This window comes from Variovorax sp. PAMC28562, assembly GCF_014303735.1.
Taxonomy (GTDB): domain Bacteria; phylum Pseudomonadota; class Gammaproteobacteria; order Burkholderiales; family Burkholderiaceae_C; genus Variovorax.
The window spans coordinates 1,363,347-1,386,997 of record NZ_CP060296.1 but is presented as its reverse complement, the minus strand read 5'-3'; the positions used below and the strand labels follow the sequence as shown (position 1 = coordinate 1,386,997).

At 64.8% G+C, this 23,651-nt stretch carries 23 protein-coding genes; 13 read left to right on the top strand and 10 right to left on the bottom strand.

Annotated features, from left to right (window positions below):
* The first annotated feature begins 37 nt into the window (after positions 1-37).
* The 7 genes from H7F36_RS06540 (at position 38) to H7F36_RS06510 (ending at position 7,716) form a co-directional block, all read left to right on the top strand.
* A complete protein-coding gene (locus H7F36_RS06540; protein ID WP_187053921.1) occupies positions 38-1,231 on the top strand; it encodes a beta-ketoacyl-[acyl-carrier-protein] synthase family protein in 1,194 nt (397 codons plus the stop codon).
* On the top strand, positions 1,228-2,046 hold the full coding sequence (locus H7F36_RS06535) for a beta-ketoacyl synthase chain length factor (RefSeq protein WP_187053920.1): 819 nt from the start codon (positions 1,228-1,230) through the stop codon (positions 2,044-2,046). Before H7F36_RS06540 ends, H7F36_RS06535 begins: the two co-directional genes overlap by 4 nt.
* Positions 2,046-3,716, top strand: coding sequence for an NAD(P)/FAD-dependent oxidoreductase (locus H7F36_RS06530; RefSeq protein ID WP_187053919.1), 1,671 nt, complete (start codon positions 2,046-2,048; stop codon positions 3,714-3,716). The genes H7F36_RS06535 and H7F36_RS06530 overlap by 1 nt, the downstream gene beginning before the upstream one ends.
* A gap of 66 nt (positions 3,717-3,782) precedes the next feature.
* A complete protein-coding gene (locus H7F36_RS06525; RefSeq protein WP_187053918.1) occupies positions 3,783-4,505 on the top strand; it encodes a response regulator transcription factor in 723 nt (240 codons plus the stop codon).
* A 33-nt stretch (positions 4,506-4,538) separates the two neighbouring features.
* A complete protein-coding gene (locus H7F36_RS06520; protein WP_187053917.1) occupies positions 4,539-5,747 on the top strand; it encodes an ATP-binding protein in 1,209 nt (402 codons plus the stop codon).
* A 64-nt stretch (positions 5,748-5,811) separates the two neighbouring features.
* Positions 5,812-7,077, top strand: a complete 1,266-nt coding sequence (locus H7F36_RS06515; protein WP_187053916.1) for an O-antigen ligase family protein — start codon at positions 5,812-5,814, stop codon at positions 7,075-7,077.
* An 87-nt stretch (positions 7,078-7,164) separates the two neighbouring features.
* Positions 7,165-7,716, top strand: a complete 552-nt coding sequence (locus H7F36_RS06510) for a phosphatase PAP2 family protein (protein WP_187053915.1) — start codon at positions 7,165-7,167, stop codon at positions 7,714-7,716.
* Positions 7,717-7,740: 24 nt separating this feature from the next.
* Here H7F36_RS06510 and bla read toward each other — a convergent pair whose 3' ends face one another.
* From bla to H7F36_RS06495, 3 genes are read right to left on the bottom strand one after another with little or no spacing between them, the layout of a single operon-like run.
* Positions 7,741-8,655, bottom strand: coding sequence for a class A beta-lactamase (gene bla, locus H7F36_RS06505; protein WP_187054829.1), 915 nt, complete (start codon positions 8,653-8,655; stop codon positions 7,741-7,743).
* Positions 8,656-8,690: 35 nt separating this feature from the next.
* Positions 8,691-8,900, bottom strand: a complete 210-nt coding sequence (locus H7F36_RS06500; protein WP_187053914.1) for a zinc-finger domain-containing protein — start codon at positions 8,898-8,900, stop codon at positions 8,691-8,693.
* A 14-nt stretch (positions 8,901-8,914) separates the two neighbouring features.
* Positions 8,915-9,874, bottom strand: coding sequence for a branched-chain amino acid transaminase (locus H7F36_RS06495; RefSeq protein WP_187053913.1), 960 nt, complete (start codon positions 9,872-9,874; stop codon positions 8,915-8,917).
* 143 nt (positions 9,875-10,017) lie between these two features.
* Here H7F36_RS06495 and H7F36_RS06490 point away from each other — a divergent pair, with 143 nt between their 5' ends.
* Positions 10,018-11,049, top strand: a complete 1,032-nt coding sequence (locus tag H7F36_RS06490; protein ID WP_187053912.1) for a recombination-associated protein RdgC — start codon at positions 10,018-10,020, stop codon at positions 11,047-11,049.
* Here the strand turns inward: H7F36_RS06490 and H7F36_RS06485 are convergent.
* Positions 11,046-11,480, bottom strand: a complete 435-nt coding sequence (locus H7F36_RS06485) for a glycerate kinase (RefSeq protein WP_187053911.1) — start codon at positions 11,478-11,480, stop codon at positions 11,046-11,048. The genes H7F36_RS06490 and H7F36_RS06485 overlap by 4 nt on opposite strands.
* A gap of 136 nt (positions 11,481-11,616) precedes the next feature.
* On the opposite strand from H7F36_RS06485, the gene H7F36_RS06480 reads away from it, so the two are divergent.
* A complete protein-coding gene (locus tag H7F36_RS06480) occupies positions 11,617-12,120 on the top strand; it encodes a hypothetical protein (RefSeq protein ID WP_187053910.1) in 504 nt (167 codons plus the stop codon).
* 22 nt (positions 12,121-12,142) lie between these two features.
* Here the strand turns inward: H7F36_RS06480 and radA are convergent, their stop codons facing one another.
* Complete coding sequence (gene radA / locus H7F36_RS06475) at positions 12,143-13,537, bottom strand: DNA repair protein RadA (RefSeq protein WP_187053909.1); 1,395 nt, start codon at positions 13,535-13,537, stop codon at positions 12,143-12,145.
* 60 nt (positions 13,538-13,597) lie between these two features.
* Between radA and H7F36_RS06470 the strand changes: the two genes are divergently transcribed.
* Both H7F36_RS06470 and H7F36_RS06465 read left to right on the top strand, forming a co-directional pair.
* A complete protein-coding gene (locus H7F36_RS06470; RefSeq protein WP_187053908.1) occupies positions 13,598-13,993 on the top strand; it encodes a 5-carboxymethyl-2-hydroxymuconate isomerase in 396 nt (131 codons plus the stop codon).
* Between the two features lie 34 nt (positions 13,994-14,027).
* Positions 14,028-15,005: a 2-dehydropantoate 2-reductase gene (locus H7F36_RS06465; RefSeq protein ID WP_187053907.1), complete on the top strand. Its 978-nt coding sequence runs from the start codon at positions 14,028-14,030 to the stop codon at positions 15,003-15,005.
* Between the two features lie 33 nt (positions 15,006-15,038).
* Here the strand turns inward: H7F36_RS06465 and alr are convergent, their stop codons facing one another.
* Positions 15,039-16,127, bottom strand: a complete 1,089-nt coding sequence (alr, locus tag H7F36_RS06460; RefSeq protein ID WP_187053906.1) for an alanine racemase — start codon at positions 16,125-16,127, stop codon at positions 15,039-15,041.
* Between the two features lie 181 nt (positions 16,128-16,308).
* Here alr and lplT point away from each other — a divergent pair, with 181 nt between their 5' ends.
* Positions 16,309-17,613 carry a lysophospholipid transporter LplT gene (gene lplT, locus H7F36_RS06455; protein WP_187053905.1) on the top strand — a complete coding sequence of 435 codons (1,305 nt, stop codon included), beginning with the start codon at positions 16,309-16,311 and terminating at the stop codon, positions 17,611-17,613.
* 18 nt (positions 17,614-17,631) lie between these two features.
* Entirely contained in the window at positions 17,632-18,120 is a 489-nt protein-coding gene (locus H7F36_RS06450) for a glutathione peroxidase (RefSeq protein ID WP_187053904.1), read from the top strand.
* Positions 18,121-18,162: 42 nt separating this feature from the next.
* On the opposite strand, the gene H7F36_RS06445 is transcribed toward H7F36_RS06450, so the two are convergent.
* From H7F36_RS06445 to H7F36_RS06430, 4 genes are all read right to left on the bottom strand, one after another.
* On the bottom strand, positions 18,163-18,576 hold the full coding sequence (locus tag H7F36_RS06445; protein ID WP_187053903.1) for a carboxypeptidase regulatory-like domain-containing protein: 414 nt from the start codon (positions 18,574-18,576) through the stop codon (positions 18,163-18,165).
* A gap of 82 nt (positions 18,577-18,658) precedes the next feature.
* Positions 18,659-19,231 carry a hypothetical protein gene (locus H7F36_RS06440; protein WP_187053902.1) on the bottom strand — a complete coding sequence of 191 codons (573 nt, stop codon included), beginning with the start codon at positions 19,229-19,231 and terminating at the stop codon, positions 18,659-18,661.
* Positions 19,228-20,106, bottom strand: a complete 879-nt coding sequence (locus H7F36_RS06435) for an OmpA family protein (protein ID WP_187053901.1) — start codon at positions 20,104-20,106, stop codon at positions 19,228-19,230. The genes H7F36_RS06440 and H7F36_RS06435 overlap by 4 nt, the downstream gene beginning before the upstream one ends.
* 72 nt (positions 20,107-20,178) lie before the next feature.
* The gene (locus H7F36_RS06430; protein WP_187053900.1) at positions 20,179-23,598 is read right to left on the bottom strand and encodes an ESPR-type extended signal peptide-containing protein; all 3,420 of its coding nucleotides are present in this window, start codon (positions 23,596-23,598) and stop codon (positions 20,179-20,181) included.
* Positions 23,599-23,651 lie beyond the last annotated feature (53 nt).

Genomic DNA, 23,651 nt, shown 5'->3' with positions numbered 1-23,651 from the left:
TGCGCCCGACTCCTGTATTTTTTCTCTTTTCATCACCGTGCCCTCCCGAATTCCCCCTCTGAAGATCAGCGCCTACACCGCGACCTCGGCCGTCGGTAGCGGCAAGGAGTCGCTGGCCACCGCGCTCGAATCGTCCCGCAGTGGCCTGCGTCCCAACGACTTCGGCGATGCACCGCTCGACACCTGGATCGGCCGCGTCGAGGGCGTCGAAGAAGTGCGTCTCCCGGAGGCCTTGGCGCACTGGGATTGCCGCAACAACCGTCTCGCCTGGCTCGGCCTGCAAGCCGACGGTTTCGAGCAGGCCGTGGCCGCAGCGCGAGAAAAGTACGGCGCGTCGCGCATCGCGCTGATCCTCGGGACGTCGACATCGAGCATCGGCGAAACCGAGCTCGCATACACGCAGCTCGACGCCGAAGGCCACTTTCCCGCAGACCAGCGGCGCCCTGAAGTTCACACGCCGCACTCGCTCACGATGTTCGTACAGGAAGTTCTCGGCCTCGAAGGTCCGTGCGAGACCATTTCGACGGCCTGTTCGTCGAGCGCCAAAGTATTCGCCTCCGCCGAGCGGCTGATCCGCCTCGGCCTTGTCGATGCGGCGGTGGTCGGCGGTGTCGACACGCTGTGCGGCAGCGTGCTGTTCGGCTTCAACTCGCTCGAGCTGGTGTCGAACCAGCCATGCCGTCCGTTCGATGCGGCGCGGGGCGGCATCAGCCTGGGCGAGGCGGCCGGCTTCGCATTGCTCGAACGCGGCGCCGGTGCGCTCGAACTGCTCGGCTACGGTGAAGCCAGCGATGCGCACCACATGTCGACGCCGCACCCCGAAGGCCTCGGCGCTGAAAGGGCGCTGAACGATGCACTGGCTCGCGCGGGCCTCGGCACCGACGCAATCGACTACATCAACATGCACGGCACCGCCAGCATGAAGAACGACGAGGTCGAAGGCGCGCTGGTAGGGCGCCGCTTCCCGGCGACCACGCACGCGAGCTCGACCAAGGGCTTCACCGGGCACACGCTCGGGGCGGCGGGCATCGTGGAAGCCGTCATTAGCCTGCTCGCCATCGAGCGCGGGCTGAAGCCGGGCACCGTGAACACCACTGTCATCGATCCGGACTTCGGACCGCAGATCCGGCTGAGGCCGGCGCACGGCGAGGTGCGCTACGTGCTGTCCAACTCTTTCGGCTTCGGCGGCAATAACTGCTCGCTGGTGTTCGGCAAGGGAGCCGCGGCATGAGCACCAACGACATCCCAAAACCTCCGACCCTCTACATCGAAGGTCCGGCCTTCTGGGCCCCGAGCCTGCCGGGCTGGGACAACGCCCGCGCCGCGTTTCGTGGCGAAGGCAGCGTGACCGAGCCGCCCGCCAAGCGCCCCGCGCCGATGGTGCTGGCCCCGGCCGAGCGTCGCCGCGCGCCCGACACCGTGGCGCTGGCACTGGAAGTTGCGGCCGCGTCCATCGCCGGTTCCGGCCGCCACGCCCCCGACCTGCCGTGCGTGTTCGTCTCGGCGCACGGCGACCTGGCGATCAACGACTACATGTGCACGGTGCTCGCCAGCGATCCATCGGTGCTGTCGCCGACCAAGTTCCACAACTCGGTGCACAACGCCGCCGTGGGCTACTGGACCATCGGCACCGGCTGCATGGCGGCCAGCAATTCGATCTCGGCTTTCGAGAGCAGCTTTGCCGCTGGCCTGCTCGAAGCCGCCGCGCAGTGCGCCGCCGACCAGACGCCGGTGCTGCTCGTGGGCTACGACATTCCGTCGGTCGGTGCGTTGTCGTCGGTCACCACCAGCCGGGGCCTGCTGGCAGTCGGCATGGTGATCGCGCCCGAGCGCACCGAGCGCACGGTGGCATCGTTCGACTGGTCGCTGGTCAGCGGCGAAGCGCACACCATCCCACCGCGCAGCGACATATCGCAGGCGCTCACCGCCAACGCCATGGCCGACGCGCTGCCGCTGTTCGAATTGCTTGCGCTGGGCGAGGCGGGCACGCTGGCGCTCCCGCTGTCACCCAAACTGTCGCTTCAAATGCGGCTCGAGCAGGCCTGATGTCCATCAAAGCCGTTGCGGCGGCCGCCGCCAATACAGCATCCGATGATGCCAATGTGAGCGCGCACGATGTCGTGATCATGGGCGGCGGGCTGGCCGGGCTCACGCTGGCGCTGCAGCTGAAAAACCGCTTCGACTCCATCGACGTGCTGGTGCTCGAGCGTCGCTCGCATCCGGTGCCGCACGCCGCGCACAAGGTCGGCGAATCGTCGGTCGAGATCGGCGCGCACTACTTCGACACGGTGCTAGGCCTGAAGCCGCACCTGCAAGGTGAACAGCTGCGCAAGTTCGGCTTTCGCTTTTTCTTCAGCGAAGGGCGGCGGGATATCGATCAGGTGACCGAGATCGGCGCCAGCCGCTACCTGTCGGTGCCGAGCTACCAGATCGATCGCGGCATCTTCGAGAACTACCTGGCCGAAGAAGCTGCGCGTTGCGGCGTCCGCTTCGTCGACAACGCGCTGGTCAAGCAGATCGACTTGGCCGAAGACGCTCGCCAGCCGCATCGGCTGCGCTGGACGCAAGACGGCGAGTCGCACGAGATCCATGCGCGCTGGGTGATCGACGCCTGCGGCCGTGCGGGCATGCTGAAGCGCAAGCTCGGCCTGGCCGAGCCCAACTCGCACGAGTGCAACGCGGTGTGGTTTCGCATCGGCGACCGCATCACCATCGACCACTGGAGCGACAACACCGAATGGCGCGAGCGCTGCGAGCCGCAAGCACGCTGGTTGTCGACCAATCACCTGGTCGGCGCGGGCTATTGGGTGTGGCTGATTCCGCTGGCATCGGGCTCGCACTCGATCGGCATCGTGGCCGACCCGCGCATTCACCCGCTCGACCGTTTCGACACATTCGACAAGGCGATGGACTGGTTCAAGACCTGGCAGCCTGCGCTCTACGACGAGCTCGACGGCAAGCGCCATCTCTTGCAGGACTTCGCCTTCTTTAAGAATTTTTCATACGGCTGCAAGCAGGTTTTCTCGGGCAAGCGCTGGGCGCTCACCGGTGAAGCTGGGCTCTTTCTCGACCCCTTCTATTCGCCCGGTAGCGACTTCATCGCGATGGGCAACACCTACATCACCGACCTCATCGCGCACGACCGCGCCGGGCATTCGGTGGAAGCACGCGCGCAGCTCTACGACCAGATCTATCACTCGTTCTACGAGAGCACGCTCGCGCTCTACCAGGACCAGTACGCGCTTTTCGGCGACCCCGAGGTGCTGCCGATCAAGGTGATCTGGGACTACACCTACTACTGGGGCGTGCTCTCGCAAATTTTCTTCCAGGATCGGCTCACCGACCTGGCGCTGCTGGGCAGCCTGAAGGAAGAATTGCAGCACTGCCAGAAGCTCAACGTCGCGGTGCAGCACTTCCTGCGCGCATGGTCCGGCCTGACGACCAAGCGCAACCCGGCGGTGATGCTCGACCAGGCCGCGCTGCCATGGTTTGCCGACCTCAATCGGAGCCTGAAAGACGATCTCGACGACAACGCGTTTCGCGATCGCATGCGCGCTTCGGCCGGGCAGTTGCGTCGATTGGCCGCAGAGATTCTGGTGCGCGCATCGACGGAACACCCCGGTATCGAGGCGACCGAATTGCGCATGTTGCTCAAAGAAAAAATGGCGATGGTGCCAGTCCATTCCACTCAAGGGACCATGCTGTTCGCCGCCTGAGGCACACCCCGACGTTTACCCCAACTTTACGCAGCGTTCAACGCGGGTTGCTCGCCGACCTTCACCATGAAGCCCATGAGCACCCCCCAACTTCTGATGATCGAAGACGACACCCGCCTGGCGCAAATGGTGGGCGAGTACCTGACGCAGTCGGGCTTCGGTTTCAACCACGCGGCCGACGGTGCGAGCGGGTTGGCGCAGTTGCAGGAGCATGCACCCGACCTCGTCATCCTCGACCTGATGCTGCCCGATACCGACGGGCTCGAAGTGTGCCGCCGCATCCGCGCACTGCCGGGTGGCCTTGCGAAGGTGTCGGTGCTGATGCTCACGGCCAAGGGCGACCCGATGGACCGCATCATCGGCCTTGAAATCGGGGCCGACGACTATCTGCCCAAGCCCTTCGAGCCGCGTGAATTGCTGGCCCGCATTCGCGCCGTGCTGCGCCGTCGCGGCGAGACGACGAGCGAAGCCGCAGCGTCGACCATGATGCGATTCGGCACCCTGGAGATCGACCGCAACGCCCGCACCGTGACCGTCGCGGCCGCACTGGCCGACCTCACCTCGTACCAGTTCGACCTGCTGGTCGCGATGGCAGAGCGCGCGGGCCGCGTCCTCACGCGCGACCAGATCATGGAAGCGGTGCGCGGCCGCGAGCTCGAAGCCTTCGATCGCTCGATCGACGTGCACATGGGCCGCATCCGTGCCGCCATCGAGATCGACGCGAAGAACCCGAAGCGCATCCTCACGGTGCGCGGCGTCGGTTACGTTTTTGCCAAGCAACAAGACTGATCGGCTCAAATCGATTGACCGATTGACCGACCGATGCTGAGCCTCTACTCGCGCCACCTCTACGTTCGCATCTGGCTGGCGGTGGTAGCGGGTGTCGTGGTGCTCACGCTGACGGCTGGCTGGCTGGTGCGCATCTCCGCCGAGAGCGAGCGCGACCGCATCAACGCCCTGCCGCGCGAGGTGATCGTGCGGGACACCGAGAACAACGTCATCGGCACCGGCCAGGCGACGCGTGCGCGCGGCCAAGGCCTGGAGTTCGACTTGACGCTCAGCGACGGCCGCGCCCTGTCGCTCGAAGTGAACCGGCGCGAGCCGGGCACCATCGCCAGCGAAGGCCGGCCACCACCGCCGCCGTGGCGCACGCCGTTCGGCTTTGTCTGGATGATCGTGCTGGTCGGCGTCTCGGTCGCGCTCGGCGTGTACCCGATCGTGCGGCGGCTCACCAAGCGGCTGGAGTCGTTGCAGCGCAGCGTGCAGCGTTGGGGCGAGGGTGACTTGTCGGTGCGCGTGGCCGAAGAAGGGCAAGACGAGGTCAGCGACCTGGCGCGGCGCTTCAATGCGGCGGCGGTGCGGATCGAACGACTGGTGCGCTCGCACAAGTCGCTGCTGGCCAACGCGTCGCACGAATTGCGCTCGCCGCTCACGCGCATCCGCATGGGGCTGGAGCTGATGGGCGACACGCCGAACCCGAAGTCGCGGCAGGAAATCGCCCGCAACATCGGTGAGCTCGACCAGTTGATCGACGAGATTTTGTTGTCCAGCCGGCTCGACGCCAGCGAAGCCGACATGGGCACGATCGAAACCGTCGACCTGATGGGCTTGGCTGCCGAAGAGTGCGCTCAGGTCGGCGCGGAACTCGACGTGGCCGAAGGCACAGACAGCAGTGCGCTCACGGTGCGTGGCGTGCCGCGGCTGCTGCGACGCGCGATCCGCAATCTGCTCGAGAACGCACGGCGCTATGGCGCCGGCGAGATTTCGGTGGAGCTGGCAACCGCTTCCGGCGCGGGCGGCTTTGCCATCGTGCGCGTGAACGACCGCGGGCCGGGCGTGCCGGCCGCCTTGCGCGACCGCATCTTCGAGCCGTTCTATCGGCTGCCCGGCGCCAGCGAGCGCGAAGGCGGTGTGGGCCTGGGGTTGGCGCTGGTGAAGTCGATCGTGGAACGCCACGGCGGCACGGTGCGCTGCGAAGACCGCGCCGGCGGCGGCGCCAGTTTCGTCATCGCGCTGCCTAACCGAGCTTGAGCCTCAAGGCGAGGCGGTGAAGTCAGGTGGCCACCCGGAGGCCGCACCTAGAATCGCCGCCACCATGCAGAGATCGACGATTGCCCGCCCCGCCGCCATGTTCTGGGGGCTTGCAGTCTTCGCACCGGTGGGCGTCAACTACCTAGCCGCCGTGTTGATGTTCGCGACGCTCTTTACCGCGGGCAATTTGCAGGAACGCGCGGCGCGCATCCGTGCCAATCCGCTGTGGTGGCCGGTGGTCGCTTATGTTGCTTGGACGCTTGTCGTGCTTGCATTCAGGCCGCACTACCCGCAGACACCTTCGAACCTCTGGCATGGCTTCCGTATCGCAGCGACCATTGTGATGGCGATGGCGCTCACCCGCGACGAAGCGCTGTGGGCGCTGCGCGGCTTCTTCGTCATCGCGTTCGCCAGCGTGTTGATGGTGCTGCTCTATCGCACTGTCGGCTTTCCGGTGGCCGAGTTGTGGCGCGCCACGCTGGTGCTGGTCGGCAACAAATCGATCAACGATGCGCTGCTCTTCACGGTGCTGGGTGTGAGTGCGGTGGCATTCGGGCTGGCCCATATCCACGACAAGAAGGGGCACTGGGCGCTGCCCGCTTTCGCGCTCACCGGTTTTGTCGCGGTGATCATCACACTGTGGTTGCCGTCTCGGACTTCGCTCCTCGGGCTGCTGGTTGCGGGCGTTGCAGTGTGCGTGCATCAGTGGCGTAAGCAACTGCGGGTGCTGGCGGTGGTGCTGGTGATCGCGGTTGGCGCGGCGTCCGTACTGGTGTGGCAGTCGCCGGTGGTGCAGCGCACCTTCGCGCTGGGCGCGCAGGAAATCGAAGCAGCGCAGGCCGGTGCGGTGTCGGAAGGCAGCTGGGTCGTGCGCTTCTACATGTACCGCGACACCGCACGCATGATCATCGACAAACCGCTCGCAGGCTGGGGCATCGGCGGCTGGACCGAGCAGTGGCACCTGCGCGGGCCCAAGCTGCTGGCCGACTACAACATGCCCCACAACGATTTCCTGTGGATGGGCGCGCAGGCCGGGGTGCCGGGACTGCTGACGCTGCTGGTCATCATGCTGGTCGGCGTGTGGCAGGGCTGGCGCCGGAACGACATCACCGGACGCTGCGGTTTTGCAGCCATGCTGGTGATGCTGATCGCGACCAGCGTGAACTCTGCGCTGCGCGATGCGCAGATCGGACTCAGCCTGCTGTGGATCGCGATGGTCTACCTGCGGCTGGTGCAGGAGCCGGGCCAGCCGTGGCGCGAGATGCTGCCCTTGCGGCTACAGGAGTTGATGCGGCTGCAACCGCCACGTTCAGCTTCGGTTAACCCCTGATTTTGAGAATCGCAGCGTGGTGCCTTCAATAATCCGCAACCGAACTGCCCTTGACGGTGGTCGACGTCTCGGTCGGGAGGTTTTGCCATGCGTTATGTGAACTACGGATTGTTCGAATGGATGGCAGGCGGTTTCCATCCCACGCCCTGGCTGTTGGCGGCGGCATGCTGGATCGCCGTGTACGGCGCCTGGGCTGCAGGCCTGACAGTGCTCTACAGCGGCTTTCGCCAGCCATCTCAGCGCCTCTATCTGGTCCTCTTGCTGCTGCTGGCATGCATCACGTCCGTGCTGTCTCAAGCCATCTCGAGCGCCGTGGACATGCCTCGCCCCTTCGCGATAGGCATGAGCCCCAATTACCTCCAGCACGGTGGACGAGGCGCCATGCCGAGCACGCACATGTCGGTGATGTCGTTGGTCGCGCTGGGTTGCCTGGTGCGTCCGGGCCTGCATACCGCGGGTGCCGTGTTGCTGGCGCTGGCCTTTGCCACTGCATGGGGCCGCATCTACGCAGGCGCGCATTTTCCAGCGGATATCGCTGCCGGGCTGCTGCTGGGCACGGTCGTTCTCGCGGTCTATACCGGCCTGCGCAGCGGTGTGCAGTGGTGGATGCGCCGGCGATACACCGCCCCTGACGCGTGAGCCTGCAAGATTCGACCGGCGCGCTCAGGCCAATGCAGTGGCCGCGATGCGCGCTGCGGCTGCGATGACATCGTTGCGCATCGGCGCCTCTTTGACGGTCTGGGTGAAGTAGATCGCCATGACGATCGGCGCACCCGCTGGCGGCCATGCGACGCCGATATCGTTCGCCGTTCCATAGTCGCCCGAGCCGGTCTTGTCGGCGACGCGCCAGTCGGCAGGCACCGCTGCACGAATGCGCGTGGCACCGGTGGTGTTGCCGAGCATCCATGCGACGAGTTGATCGCGCTGTCGCGTGGGCAATGCGTTGCCCGTCAGCAGTACCTGCAGATTGCGCGCCATGGCGCGAGGCGTGCACGTGTCGCGGGGATCGCCGGGCAGCGCTGTATTCAGTTCCGTCTCGCGGCGGTCGAGTCGGAAAGCCGTGTCGCCGATCGATCGCGCAAAGGCAGTGACCACTGGCGGACCACCGAGTGCGTCGAGCAGCATGTTGGCGGCCGAGTTGTCGCTGTGTTGCAGCGCGGCGGCGCAAAGTTCGGCGATGGTCATGCCGTCACGTACATGGCTCTCAGTGATGGGCGAATAGGTCACAAGGTCGCTGGTGGCATAGCTCACGCGACGCTGCAACAGATCGATTTCGATCGCACTGCGCTGAAGAATGGCGGAGGCGGCCAGCACCTTGAACGTACTGCACATCGGAAAGCGTTCATCGGCGCGATGCTGCACCGTAGAACGCGCGCCGACATCGCCACCGCTGCCGGCATCGGTCCGGAAGGCCACGATGCCGAGGCGGCCGCCCGCGGATGCTTCGAGTTTGTCCAGCGCCTGCAGCGCAGCCGCCGATGCGCCGGCGTCATGCGACAAGGGAGCGCATGCACCGACGAACGGTGCGGAAAACGCGCCGAGCAACAACGCTCGACGGGGGACAGAAAGCTTGTTGATCGCCTTGTCCTTATCGCTTGGCGCAGGTCAGCGGCTCAGTGCCGATGCACTGCCGACTCACCCGCCTTCAGGCGGTACACCGTGCCGCAATACGGGCACTTCGCTTCTCCCGTGCGTGCCACGTCGAGGTAGACCTTGGGGTGCGCGCTCCAGAGCTTCATGTCGGCCAGCGGGCTCGGGCAGTGGACGCCGCCCTGGTGGTTGAGTTCTTTCGCGAGCAGTTCGATGACGGCGGTGGTCGACATGGTGATACGGGTCTTCAGACTTTGGTGAGCCAATGGGCGTATTTGGGATTTTTGCCGTTCACGATGTCGAAGAACGCGCTCTGGATTTTTTCGGTTATCGGGCCACGAGAACCGCCGTCGCCACGGTTGCCGATCTCGATGCGGTCGAGTTCGCGAATCGGCGTCACTTCAGCCGCGGTGCCAGTGAAGAAGGCTTCGTCGGCGATGTAGACCTCGTCGCGCGTGATGCGCTTTTGCACGAGCTCCAGCCCCAAGTCCTTGCAGATATGCAGGATGGTGTTGCGAGTGATGCCGTTGAGCGCACCGGCCGACAGGTCGGGCGTGTAGACCACGTCGCCCTTCACCACGAAGATGTTTTCACCGGCGCCTTCGGAGACGAAGCCGCTGGCGTCGAGCAGCAGCGCCTCGTCGTAGCCGTCGTCGAGCGCTTCCATGTTGGCGAGGATCGAGTTGGTGTAGTTGCTCACCGCCTTGGCCTGCGTCATGGTGATGTTGACGTGGTGCCGCGTGTAGCTCGACGTCTTCACGCGGATGCCGCGGCGCATGCCTTCTTCACCGAGGTAGGCGCCCCAGGCCCAGGCCGCAACCATCGCGTGGATCTTGTTGCCCCGGGGGCTGACACCGAGCTTTTCGGAGCCGATCCAGATCAGCGGGCGCAGGTAGCAGCTTGCGAGCTTGTTCTCGCGCACGACCTGCTTTTGCGCCGCCATCACTTCTTCCTGCGAAAAAGGGATCTTCATGCGCAGGATCTTGGCGCTGTTGAAGAGGCGCTCGGTGTGCTCGGCAAGACGAAAGATCGCAGTGCCATCGACCGTGTCGTAGGCCCGAACACCTTCGAAGGCGCCGCAGCCGTAGTGCAGCGTGTGGCTCAGGACGTGGACCGTGGCATTGCGCCAGTCGACCAGTTCGCCGTCCATCCAGATCTTGCCGTCGCGGTCGTCTAGGGAAGCGGGAGGCGGTACGAGGGCGCTCATGTCTTGGTCCTTTGGGGCGTGTGGGAATGCTGTCGCAGAAGCTTTCGATTTTACGGCGGCGGCGCGTGTTGGTATTGCCACGGGCCGGCGCGACGAGAGGCCCACAATGGACAACTCTGCCAATCACTCGAAAAAGGGTTTCAGTGTCCGTCTTCAAGAACGTCATCGTCTATCGCATCGAACCATCGTGGTCGCAAACATCGACCCAGGCCGAAGAGGCCCTGGGCGCCAACCGCTTCGTGGCCTGCGGCCCGTCGCAAGAAAAGTCCGCCGGCTGGACCGAGCCCCGCGGTGAAGAAAACGGGCCGCTGGTCGAATCCATCGGCGGCCAGTGGCTGCTCGAGTACATGATCGAGAGCAAGGCGCTGCCGGCCTCGGTGATCCGGCGCAAAGTAGAGGAACGCGCCGCGCAAATCGAGGCCACCACCGGCCGCAAGCCGGGCAAGAAAGAAAAGCGCGACCTGAAGGAAGACGTCACGCACGAGCTGCTGCCGCTGGCCTTCACCAAGCACGCACGCATCATGGTGTGGATCGACCCAGCCGAGCGCCGCCTGGTGGTGAACGCCGGCAACGTGTCGCGCGCCGACGAAGTTGTGACCAGCCTGGTGCAGTGCCTAGAAGGTTTTTCGGTGGCACTGCTGCAAACGCAAACGGAGCCGGCCGCCGCGATGTCGGAGTGGCTCTCCAGCCAGGAACCGCCGGCCGGCTTCACGATCGACCGCGAATGCGAACTGCGCGCCAGCGACGAATCGAAATCCGTCGTGCGTTACGCCAAGCACGCGCTCGACATCGAAGAGGTTCGCCAGCACATCGCCGACGGCAAGCGCCCGACGCGCCTTGCGATGACCTGGGACGATCGCGTGTCGTTCGAGCTGACCGACGCGATGGTGATTCGCAAGATCGTGTTTCTCGAGGGCACCGACAGTGCAGTCGCAAACAAGGGCGGCAAGGAAGACAACTTCGATGCGGATGCGGCGATCGCGACCGGTGAGCTGGGGCAGTTGGTGCCTGAATTGCTCGAGGCGCTTGGCGGTGAGATGCAGCTGGGTGCATCTGCGGCCGATGCTGCGAACGACACCGTCGCGAAGCTGAAGGCGCAAGGTGGCAAGTCGCCCGGAACCTCGACCAACGGCCCCACTGCCGAAGAACTCGCGGACGAATCCGCGCCGTTCTAGCGCGCCAAGGTAGACGGGCCGGTGGGAGTGTCTTCCGCCGGCCCGTCGGGCCGCGTCAGCGCCCATTCCTTCAGCTTGCCGCCGACGAAGGTCGCGTCGACCCACGAGTTGCCGTTGTCGGTCCAGCGGTACAGCTCGGGCTGCGAGCCTTCTTGCGACTTCGGCTCTCCGAGCGCGCGCGTCATCGCGACCACGTGCATCAGCGTCGAGCCCGGCTTGAGCTTGGCGTTGAGCATGACGGCGCTGTCGACATAGCCCACAGGCCGCTCGGCGGCGCGTTGCAGCACCTTCATCGCGCGGTTGAAGTGCAGCAGCAAAAACATGACGATGGCGCCGCCGACGAGCGCGACGCCCTGCCAGCCGTAGCTGCGGTAAGCCACCCCGAGGAGCACGATGCCAACCAGCGGCACGAGGATCTTCCTGAAATTCATGAACCGATTGTCGCCGGGTGCGGCTGGCGTTACCCGCGGGAGCGCGTGGCGCTACTCGACCCAAATCCCCGGCGCTTCGCTGACCGTGTCGACGACATTGCGTTCACGGGCATCTGCCCGGGCCACCGAAAAGTGTATGAAGCTCTTGCCTTCGCGCTTGTCTTATTCTGTTGTTCGTCTTTCCCTTGCCGGCGCATTCGCGGCCGCCGCTTTGAGCGGCTGCTACATCGTGCCGTTGCAGACGCCACCGCCGCAGGTGCCGTCCCAGCAGTTGTTTCCGGTCGCAACGGTGCCGATGGCCGCGCCGCAATCGATGGTGACGCCGCTTCCGATGGTGGCGCCGACCTTCACCGCACGCCTCTACCCGGCCAACGCCGAAGCAGTCATGTACGGAACGATCACCGGCACGGTCACGAACGACATGAACGGTCGCGGCTACTTCAACGCGACGATCGCTGGCGAGCAATTCCAGGGTGAGTCGACGCGGCAAGCAGGCACTTCGCAGCGCAGCGGCATCGCCAATGCCAGCGGCACGCGCGGCGGCATGCTGAGTTGCCGCTACACGATGAATTCGGCAACGCTCGGCAGCGGCACCTGCGTACTGAACAACGGTCCAACCTTCACGATGCACATCGGCTGACCGAGGCTGGGCCTGCGCGCAGCTACTGAAGCTGCCGCACCACGTCCATCGCTTCCTCGATGCGCTCGACCGGGTGAATGGTCAGCCCTTCGATTTCCTTCGCGCCCTTTCTGGGCGCGTTGGCTTTTGGGACGACCGCCACGCTGAAGCCGAGCTTGGCGGCTTCTCGCAGGCGCTCCTGGCCGCGCGGCGCCGGCCGCACTTCGCCGGCCAGGCCGACTTCGCCGAACGCGATAAAGCCCTTGGGCAAGGGCTTGCCGCGCAGGCTCGAAGTGATGGCCAGCATCACGGCCAGGTCGGCCGCCGGCTCGCTGATGCGCACGCCACCGACCGCATTGACGAACACGTCCTGGTCCATGCAGGCGATGCCCGCATGACGGTGCAGCACCGCCAGCAGCATGGCGAGGCGGTCGCGGTCCAGGCCGACCGACAACCGCCGCGGGCTCGGCCCACCGTTGTCGACCAGCGCCTGGATTTCGACCAGCATCGGCCGCGTGCCTTCGAGAGTGACCAGCACCACGCTGCCGGGCACCGGCTCCGCGTGCTGGCTCAGGAAGATCGCGCTCGGGTTGGTCACGCCCTTCAGCCCGCGCTCGGTCATGGCGAAGACACCGATCTCGTTGACCGCGCCGAAGCGGTTCTTGATGGCGCGCACCAGCCGGAAACTCGAGTGCGTGTCGCCCTCGAAGTACAGCACCGTGTCGACCATGTGCTCCAGCACGCGCGGGCCGGCCAGCGCGCCTTCTTTGGTGACGTGGCCGACCAGCACCACCGCAGTGCCGCTGGCCTTGGCGAAGCGCGTCAGGTGCGCCGCGCACTCGCGCACCTGCGCGACGGAGCCGGGCGCAGACGTGAGCTGATCCGAGTAGACGGTCTGGATCGAATCGATGACCGCGATCGCCGGCCGCGTTGCGTCGAGCGTGGCTAGGATTTTTTCGAGCTGGATCTCGGCCAGCACCTGCACCTGGGAGTGATCGAGCCCCAGGCGTTTGGAGCGCAGCGCAACCTGAGCGCCGCTTTCTTCGCCGGTGACGTAGATCGCGTTTTGCCCGGCTCGCTGCAACGCATCGACGGCCTGCAGCAGCAGCGTCGACTTGCCGATCCCCGGATCGCCGCCAATGAGAGTGACGCCGCCCGACACGATGCCGCCGCCGAGCACGCGGTCCAGCTCGTCGAGCCCGGTCGGCGTGCGTGCCATGTCGGTGGCTTCGATATCGGACAGCGTGGCGAGTTCGGCTGCGCCGGCCAGCGCGGTGAAAACCGGAGCGCCGAATCGGTTGTTGGCGCTGCCGGGTTGCACGGCAGCGGCCTGTTCGACCAGCGTATTCCATGCATCGCAGCTCGGGCATTTGCCGAGCCATTTCGCGCTCGTGCCTCCGCATTCGGTGCAAACGTAGATGCTTCTGTCTTTGGCCATGGGCCTGCGACTATAAAGGTGGTCGCCCCGCTCACCCGCCACGCAAGGAGACTCCGCGCCATGCCGCACCTTCGCATCGAATACACCGCCAACCTCGAAGACGAACTTCGCATCGACGAACTTTGCGAACACCTGCGCGCGACGCTCGTCGGCACGCTCGACGACAGCGGCGCGCCGGTCTTTCCGATTACCGGAACTCGGGTGCTGGCCTGGCCGGTGCAACAGTTCGCGGTGGCCGATGGGGCTCCCGACCGCGCCTTCGTCTGGCTCCAGCTGCGCATCAACCCCGGCCGCAGCGATGCGCTCAAGAAGAAAGTGGGCGACATGTTGATGGTCGCCATCGAAACGCACTTCTCACCGATCGCCGCTGGCCGTGCGCTCGGGCTCACCTTGCAGATCGACGAGGGTGCCGAGGTCTACGCCGGCAAACTCAACAACCTCGCCCAGTACCTCTGAGCCATCTTCAAGACCTTTCGACACCTCTGACATCATGAAAATATGCATCTACGGCGCCGGCGCAATCGGCGGATGGATCGGCGTCGCCCTTGCCCAAGCTGGTGAACGGATCGACGTCGTGGCACGCGGTGCCACGCTCGACGCCTTGCGACGGGACGGCCTGTCGCTCGTGCGTGGCGACGAGCGGCTGCACGTGCCGGTCAACGCAGTGGCGAGCCCGACCGAGCTCGGGCTACAAGACTTGGTGGTGGTCGCGGTGAAGGCACCGGCGCTGGCGGGCGTGGCTGCGCAGATCGCGCCATTGATCGGTCCCGACACCATGGTGTTGACCGCGATGAACGGCGTGCCCTGGTGGTTCCTCGAAGGCGGCTTCGGCGGCACGCTGGCCGGCTCGAGGCTGGCAGCGGTCGATCCCGACGGCGCCATCGCCGCCGCCATCCCGGCGTCGCATGTGATCGGCGGCGTGGTGCATGCGAGCTGCTCGCTCGACGCGCCCGGCATGGTGCGGCACCACTTCGGTAACCGGCTCATCGTGGGCGAGCCGGCTGGCGGTGCGTCATCGCGCGTGACCGAACTGGCCGCGCTGCTGACGCGAGCAGGCATCGAATGCAGCGTGTCGCCGCAGATCCAGAAAGACATCTGGTTCAAGCTGTGGGGCAACATGACCGTCAACCCGATCAGCGCGCTCACAGGCGCCACCACCGACAAGATCATGTCCGACGATCTGGTGCTCGGCTTCATTTCGGCGGTGATGCTGGAGGCCAAGGAGATCGGCGCACGCATCGGCATCGCGATCACCGACAGCCCGGAAGACCGGCATGCCGTCACGCGCAAGCTCGGCGCCTTCAAGACCTCGATGCTGCAGGACGTGGAAGCAAGGCGCGCCATCGAGCTCGATGCGCTGGTGAGCGTTGTGCGTGAACTCGGGCAACTGACCAAGGTTCCGACACCGTTCACCGATGCGCTGCTCGGACTGGCACGGCTCAAGGGTCGGGAGCTCGGGCTCTATTGAGTCTGCGCTGAGTCGCTCGCGAAGTCGACCCGCTCAGTCGACCGCGAACGGCACGCGCGGCGCCACAGCGCACATCAGCTCGTAGCCGACCGTGCCTGCCGCCCGCGCAACTTCGTCGATGGGCAGCAGCGTGCCGTTGGCGGCGCGGCCCCACAACGTGACCTCGCTGTCGAAACCTGCGTCCGGTACGGGCGTGAGGTCGACCGTGATCATGTCCATGCTGACGCGCCCGACCATGCGCGTGCGCACGCCGTTCACCAGCACCGGCGTGCCGGTAGTGCAATGGCGCGGATAGCCGTCGGCGTAACCCACTGCAGCGACTCCTATGCGCAACGGCCCTTCGGCGGTGAAGCTGGAGCCGTAACCGACGGTGTCGCCGGCCTGCAGCGTCTGCACTGCAAGCAGCCGCGTTGCGAGCGTCATGCCGGGTTGCAGCTGCCAGTGCGCCGCGTCGTGTTCGGGAAAGTCGGGCGCGCTGCCGTACAGAACGATGCCGGGCCGCACCCAATCGCCGCGAGCCAGCGGTGCGTGGCGCAGCGTCGCGGCACTATTGGCGATCGAACGTTCGCCGGGCAAGTCTCGCGTGGCGTTCTCGAACACTGCAAGTTGATGCGCAATGCCACGCGCGCCGTCGGCGTCGCTGAAGTGCGTCATGAGCGAAATCTCGTCGACCTGCGGCAACGCGTTGAGTCGCGTCCACGCCGACCTGAAACGCGACGGTGCAAAACCGAGCCGGTTCATGCCGGAGTTCATTTTCAGGAACACGCGTTGCGGCGCCTGCGTCTTGTGCGCGGCCAGCATGTCGATTTGCGCGTCGCAATGCACGGTGTGCCAGAGGTCGAGGCGGGAACAAAGTTCGAGGTCGCGCGGCTCGAACACGCCTTCGAGCAGCAGCACCGGACCGCGCCAGCCGAGCGCGCGGACCCGCTCGGCTTCGGCCAGGTCGAGCAGCGCGAAACCGTCGGCGCCGCGAAAGCTGTCGAACACGCGCTCGATACCATGGCCGTAAGCGTTGGCCTTGACCACCGCCCACACGCGCGAATCGAGCGCGGCACGGCGCGCGCGCTCGAGGTTGTGGCGCAGCGCGTCGGCGTGAAGGGTGGCAAGAATCGGACGGGGCATCTCAAACTCGTTTTTGAATGTGCAAAAGAATGTGCGAAAAAAGGCGCAATGCCCACAGAAAACACGGGTGGTAGTGCTCATTTTGGCATCGCAACCCCATGCTATAACCGCCCATCCGCCTGCAGCGGAAGCCTTTTTTCACTATTGCCAGCAGCCCCCTCTCTGGCCATTCAGCCCCTCGATGAAGCGCGGTTTTTACACGATCATGTCGGCCCAGTTCTTTTCGTCACTGGCCGACCAAGCGCTTTTCGTGGCCGCCGTCGAACTGATGAGAAGTGCCGGCGCGCCCGAATGGCAGCGCGCCGCGCTGGTGCCGATCTTCGCGGTCTTCTATGTGGTGCTGGCGCCGCTGGTCGGTGCCTTCGCAGACGCTTTGCCCAAGGGCAAAGTGATGTTCATCAGCAATGCGATCAAGGTGGTCGGCTGCCTGATGATGCTGTTCGGCACGCACCCCTTGCTGTCGTATGCCATCGTCGGACTCGGCGCGGCGGCGTACTCGCCGGCCAAATACGGCATCCTCACCGAGCTGCTGCCGGCGTCGCAACTGGTCAAGGCCAACGGCTGGATCGAGGGCCTGACGATCGCATCGATCCTGCTGGGCATCGTGCTCGGCGGCACGCTGGTCGGGCACACGGTGTCGAGCCATCTGCTGCGGTTCGATCTGCCGTTCATCGACACCGGCGTCGACACGCCGCCGGCCGCCGCGATCAGCGTGCTGATCTTCGTCTACGCATTGGCGGCCTGGTTCAACACGCGCATCCCGCACACCGGCGTAGAGATGCGGTCGCTGCGCAGCAACAAGCAGCATGGCCTCGTGCGCAACATCGCATCGTTACTGCCCGACTTCTGGCACTGCAATGCCCGCCTCTGGCGCGACAAGCTCGGCCAGATTTCGCTCGCGACCACCACGCTTTTCTGGGGCGCTGGCGGCAACTTGAAGTACATCGTCATCGCCTGGGGTTCGGTGGCACTCGGCTACAACACGACGCAGGCGTCCTGGCTGACCGGCGTGGTCACCATCGGTATGGCGGTCGGCGCTGTGGCGGCGTCGATGCGCATGAAGCTCGACACCGCAACGCAGGTCATTCCAATGGGCATCGGCATGGGAGTGCTGGTGGTCTGCATGATCTTCATCGGCAACGTGTGGCTTGCTGTGCCGTTCCTGATTTTGTTGGGCGGATGCGGCGGATTTCTCGTGGTGCCGATGAACGCGCTGCTGCAGCATCGCGGCCACAACCTGATGGGCGCTGGCCGTTCGATCGCCGTACAAAACTTCAACGAGCAAGCCTGCATTTTGTTGCTCGGTGGTTTTTACAGCGCGTGCACCGGCCTCGGCCTGTCGGCCAACGCCGCCATCACCGCTTTCGGCGGACTGGTCGCCGGTTTCATGTGGCTCATTCGCCGTTGGCACCTGAGTAACTTGCGGAAATACCCGGAAGAGGTGCAGCATCTGCTTGCCATCGCGCGCAGCGACAAACACCACTGACCCAGGAAGACACACCACATGACCACCGTCTACGATTTCGACGCAACCCAGATCGATGGCAAGAGCGTGCAGCTTTCAAGCTATCGCGGCAAGGTCTTGCTGATCGTCAACACCGCGAGCAAATGCGGTTTTACGCCGCAGTTCGAGGGGCTCGAAAAGCTACATGAAAAGTACGCTGAACAAGGCCTGACGGTGCTTGGCTTTCCGTCGAACCAGTTCGGCTCGCAAGACCCCGGCAGCAACGAAGAAATCGGCGCGTTCTGCACCAAGAACTACGGCGTCAGCTTTCCGATGATGGAGAAGATCGACGTCAACGGCAGCGGCGCTGCACCGCTGTACCAGTGGCTCAGCAAGGAGAAGCCTGGCTTGCTCGGCAGCACGGCCATCAAGTGGAACTTCACCAAGTTTTTGTTGGCGCGCGACGGCAGCGTGTTGAAGCGCTATGCGCCGCTCGACACGCCGGCATCGATGGAGCGCGACATCGAGAAGGCGCTGGCAACGGCCTGACAAACACGGCGCCCGCGCAAGGCGGCGCCAGCTCACGTCAGATCAAAAGCGGAAGTCGACCGACTTCGAGCCGCCACCTACGGTGACCGACTGCTTCTTGGAAGCGCTGCCAGCGTCGGCGTTGACGACGTACTTTCCGGCAGGGAGATCGATCAGGCATACCGGCCCGCTGGCGCGAAACGCCAACGCAGTGATGTTTTTCTCATCCTGAATGCTGACTGCGACGTCGGCCTCGTAAGCGCCGTCTGCACGGGCAAACAAGAGCGCCAGCGGATGCTCTTTCATCGAGGCGCGAAAGGCAGTCGATTCATCGGAACCGATGCCACCGCAGACGTAACGCGCAGCGCCCTCGCCACGCATGGCCGGCATCGCGGATTGCGCTGCAGCGAGGGTCGCGGCGCCGGCCAGCACCAAGCATGCAGCGAAAGAGAAAGCGGGACGAATTTTCCTGACCATGGCAAAGCACTCCTTCAAACAGCGGAGCAAAGCTTCGCCCGATAAATTCGCGCGCCGGGTCGGACCGCAGCGCCAGACCAGGTCAGGGAAACAGCAGTTCCTTGGTAATGCTGACGCAACCGTTGCCGGCCGTAGGCATCAGGTAGATGTGATGCGTCGGGCTGATCGGGACCACGCCGATCGACTTGCCCACGACATCGAGCGGCTTGGCGTAGCCGAGGTCCTGCACCGCGACTTGCGCGCACGGCTTGCCCCACACGTCGATCATGTCGTAGCCCACGTCGCACCCGCCACGCCCGGTCGGTGCGAACACCGCGCTGACGAAGCGCGTGCCCGTCGGCTCCGCGCGCTCGACCGACGCTGCGAACGCGGAGGCATCGGGCGCTACCGGGTTGGTCATCAGCATGGCGGCGAAAGCGCCTGAGGGGCCGGTCAGGGCCGGTGCGACGCGATGCATCGTGCTCATGCAGGTGCCGATGCCGGCTTGCGCGGTCAGTTGCTCCAGCGCATTGCGCGGCGGCGGTGCGGGTGCAACCGGCTGGGCCTGCTGAACCTGTGCCGACACCAGCGTGGAACAGACCAGCAAACTGCTCAGGAGCGAAGCACGGATGCAGTCACCGCGCCGCGACTGATCCAGCGCGCGCTGCGCTGTCACTGCTGACCCGCGACTTCGATGTCGACGCGGCGGTTCGGTTGCAAGCAAGCCACCAGTTCGGGCGTGACCCGCTCGCCGGCGCATTGCGTCACCGGCTGCGTTTCTCCAGCACCGTATGCACGCACCAGCCTGCCGTCGAGGCCCTTGCCGATGAGGTAGTTGCGCACGGTGTTGGCACGCGCTTGCGACAACGCCACGTTGGACGCGTCGGAACCGATGCGGTCCGTGTGGCCGGTGATGATGATCGAGCTGAGCACGACGCCATCGCGACGCAGTTCTACCGCCAAGGCCTCGAGCCGGCCGCGACCTGCAGGCAGCAGATCGTCGAAACCGGACTTGGCAAACTTGAACAACCCATCGGCACCCAATGTCAGGCGGCGCGTGGTGGGCACGGGTGCCGGCGCCGGTGCGGCCATCACCACCGGAACGGCTTGCGCCATCACCACCGGGTTCAGATAGCGTTCGCAGGCAACGCCTTTCCAGTGCGTGCTGGCCGCGCGATAGACATCGTCGACCAAGTCGAACTTCACCTTGAACTGGCAGGTGATGTACTCATTGCCCTTGCCCGTATAGAAGTTGAAGGCGTAGTCCCATTCGCGCACGCCGAACAGGCCTTCGCTGTACTGCGGATTGCCGAGTTCGAGCCGCACTTGGTCCTTGCTCAAACCGGGCGTGATGCGTCGCACATGGTCGGGGCCGACGAAGGATCCGGTCTTGAGATACGAGCTGTCGAGCGACGGAAAGGCGACCTCGCCTGAGGCCGCGGCGGACACCGCAGGTTGCGCTTGCTGCGCCGAAGCCACGAGACCGGCACAGGTGAGCACGACCAGGCCGAAGGTGGCGCGAACGAAACGAAAAGATGAGTGCGATGACATGGTGTCTATCTCCGGGAAAGTGGGATGAAGGAGGAGTTGGATGCGAATGAAGTGGTGGTCGCTCTCATCCCGTCAGTCCCATATCCCCGACACGCCCGCGCGCACCGCCACGCCGCCAGCACTGGCCGACACGCCACCCGTCACGCTCCATCGTCCGTTGTCCGCCGTGCGACGCAACGCGATGCCGACCGCACCCTGGCTTTGGTAGTAACCCATGCCGGCCGCATAGGTCGTCTTGCCCGCGATGTACGGGGCGCTTTCCAGCGCCATCGCCGACGCCACACCGGCATAGGCTTTCCGTGCCACGCCGTCGATGTTCCCCTGCAATCCGTTGACTCGCGCATCGGTATAGGCATTGGCGGACGCCACGCCCGCATTGAGCTGCTGCACGTTGACCGCATCGTAGGGCGCCACTCCGTTGGCAACGTTGCCCAGCGTCACCGGCCCGGTCGAGTTGCTGTTGCCCAGGTTGACCGAGTTGTAGTTGGTCGTGCCGGCGGTCGTGGTGTCGTACTTGACCGCGTTGTTGTCGAGCGTGGTGACGGAGGTCTGCACCGCCTTCAACTGGCTCACGTTGACCGCGTCGCTGTCGACCGAGCCTGCCGCCACGCCGTTGATCTGGCGCAACTGGCCCGTGGCCGCATTGCCTACTGACACACCCGCCAGTGTGCTGGTCGTGGCGTTGACCGCCGCCGTCTGCGCCACGCTGGCACCGGTCGGAACATAGCCCTTGGCGCCGGCGGCTGTACTGGCAATGGAACCTGCGCCCAAAGCGACTCCGCCGACCTGCGTCACGCTGGCGCCCGTCCCGATGGCAAGACCGTTTGTGGCGCTGGCCTGCACCGTCGCACCGTTGCCGATGCCGATGCCATTGTTGCCGTTGACCACGGTCTGTGGACCGATGGCCACCGACTCCGTACCGACTGCCAGCGAATCAGCAGCGGTCGAATTGGCGTGAAAGTACTTGCCCGTCGTGGCGGCGATGCTGCCCAGTGCACCGCTCAACTGCCTCACCGTCACCGCATCGCTGGCCTGGGTGCCGTCTGCGACATTGATGATCTGGCGGTAGCCGGTGCTGTTGCCGACGCTCACTGCGCCGAGCAAAGTGCGGTCGGTGGTGTTGTAGCCCACTGCGGTCGAGCCGCTGCTGAAGGTGCCAGTGCCTTGGACGATGGTGCGATCCGACAACGCGCCTGAACCCAGGGCCACGCCACCAGCAGTATTTGCGACCGCTTGAGGGCCGATTGCGACGCTCTCTGCGCCGGCTGCGACCGAATCGGCAGCTGTCGAGTTCGCATGAAAGTACTTGATGCCGCCACCGTTGGTGACGTTGCTGATTGCCGAGTTGGTCGCATACAGCTGCGAGCCGTTGACTGCATCGGTGCTGGTGGCCGTGACCTGGCCCGCCGCTACGTTGGTGATCTGGCGCTCGTTACCGACGTTGCCCACGCTCACCACGCTGGTTGGCGCACCGCCGGCGTAGGTGTAAGTCGTGCCGTTGATGGTGCCGGTTGGCGTGGCGTTGGGCGCAGCGGTGAAAGAGCTGGCCCCCAGCGCTACATCACTTGCGTTGTTGGCACGTGCATAGGCACCCAACGCCATCGCATTGCTGGCCGACGCCACGCTGTTTGTGCCCAGGGCGATGGCATCGTCAGCATTGGTTACTGCGCCGAAGTTACCGCCTGCGCCGCTGCCAATGGAAATGTTTCGGTTGCCGTTGGAGTTGACTCCGGCGCTCGTGCCCATCGCGACGTTGTCATTGCCGGTGCGCAATTGCCCAGTGCCCTCACCGAGTGCAATGTTGGCGTTGCCGACAGTCGCAGTCCCGGCGCTCTGACCCGCGCTCAAGTTGTAGCTGCCAGTGATACCGCGGCCGGTGTCGTAGCCCATCGCTGTATTGCCGTCGCCGTTGGTCAGGCCGCCAGTGGTCGTACCCACGTTCGTGTTGTTCTTGCCGCTTCCGCTGATGCCTGTGGCATAGCCGACATTGACGGTGCCGGCGGTGTTGGTGGAACCCGTCCCGGCGACATAGCCGATCGATACACCCGTGCTGCCGCTGGCTACTGCATTGCCACCCATTGCCACCGCACCGGTACCTCCCGCCGCGGCATTGGTACCCGCAGCAATAGCGAACGCGGCAGTTGCACCGTTGTTCGCGTAGTTACCAGTCTGCACTCCGTTGTCGTTTACGCTGTAGTAATGCGTCTGGCCTGCAGCAATCGTAGAAGTAATTGAGCTGCCAACCGCATAAAGCTGACTACCATTGACTGCATCGGTGCTTGTGGCGGAAATCTGTCCGGCCGCAAGGTTCTGGATGCGACGCTCTGCGCCAGGACTACCGATCGAAACCACGCCGATTGGAGCGCCACCAGCGTAGTTGTATGTTGTGCCGTTGATAACGCTGCTGTTGTAGGCCGTCGTCCCCGCAGTCGTTGCGCTTGCCGTGGCGCTGTCGAAAGCATTCGTTCCCAACGCGACCGAGTTGGCGACCGTGTTGACAGCGTTCAGGCCCAGTGCGATGCCGGTGCTGCCACTCGATGCGGCGCCCACGCCGATGGCGGTGGTCAGACTACCGGTCGCAGCGGCGCCAGACCCCAGTGCAATGCCAGCAGAGCCCGTCACCGAAGCGCCTTCGCCGATCGCGGTGGCATTGCTTACGTTGATTGCGGAAGCCTGGTAGCCGAAGACCGAGTTGGTATTCCCGACGGCGCTGGCGCCAGTGCCGACGACCGTACTGAAAGCAGAATTGATTGCAGAGGCGCCGCCACCGATCACCGTTGAGTCAGTGGAAAGCACGTCTGTTTTTGCACCCGAGCCGATCGCAATCTGCGTAAAGCCGGCTGTAGAACTCTTGGTGCCCAATGCGATGCTGTTCACGCCGCCTGCGTTTGCACTCCATCCCAACGCAATCGTCTGCGACCCGCTGGCATTGGCGCCGAAACCTGCGGCAAGACTGGTGCCCCCGGCGGCCGTCGCATTGGGTCCGATGGCGATGCTGTTAGCACCGGTGGCACCGGAATTAGCCGCGGTCGAATTGCCTACCGCCGTCGAGTTCGAATGAAAGTACGGCACCTCGCTGTTGGAGATCCACTGGCTGCCGTTCCACGTGTAGAGGCCTGGACTCACACCGTTCGCGCCAGTGGTTGTGGCCGTGTTGTAGACCTGCATGCCGGCGGTCATGGTGTTACCGGTCAGGCCGAAAACGTTGGCGGCTGTAAGGGCAACGCGAGCAGTCAGAAAGCCCTGAGTGGCACCACCAGCTTGACCTATCTCCACCGCAGCACTCGCGTTACCGCCGGCGCGCACACCAGCGTTGTCGATCAGAGTTTGTGCCCCTGTGGGCGCGGCCAGCAAGGCCATCGTGACCGACAACGCAACGAGGCCAGCGGTTACACCACTGCGACTCTTTTTCCCGCGCCCCCCAGCGACTTCCGAAACCGCAACCCACGCGCCTTGCGCCTCGCTCCAGATGCTCTTGAATGACCGGTTCATCTTTCTTCCCCCTGATTGGTGCCTCGGTCAAAAGTGCCTTGGCAATGGGGCGC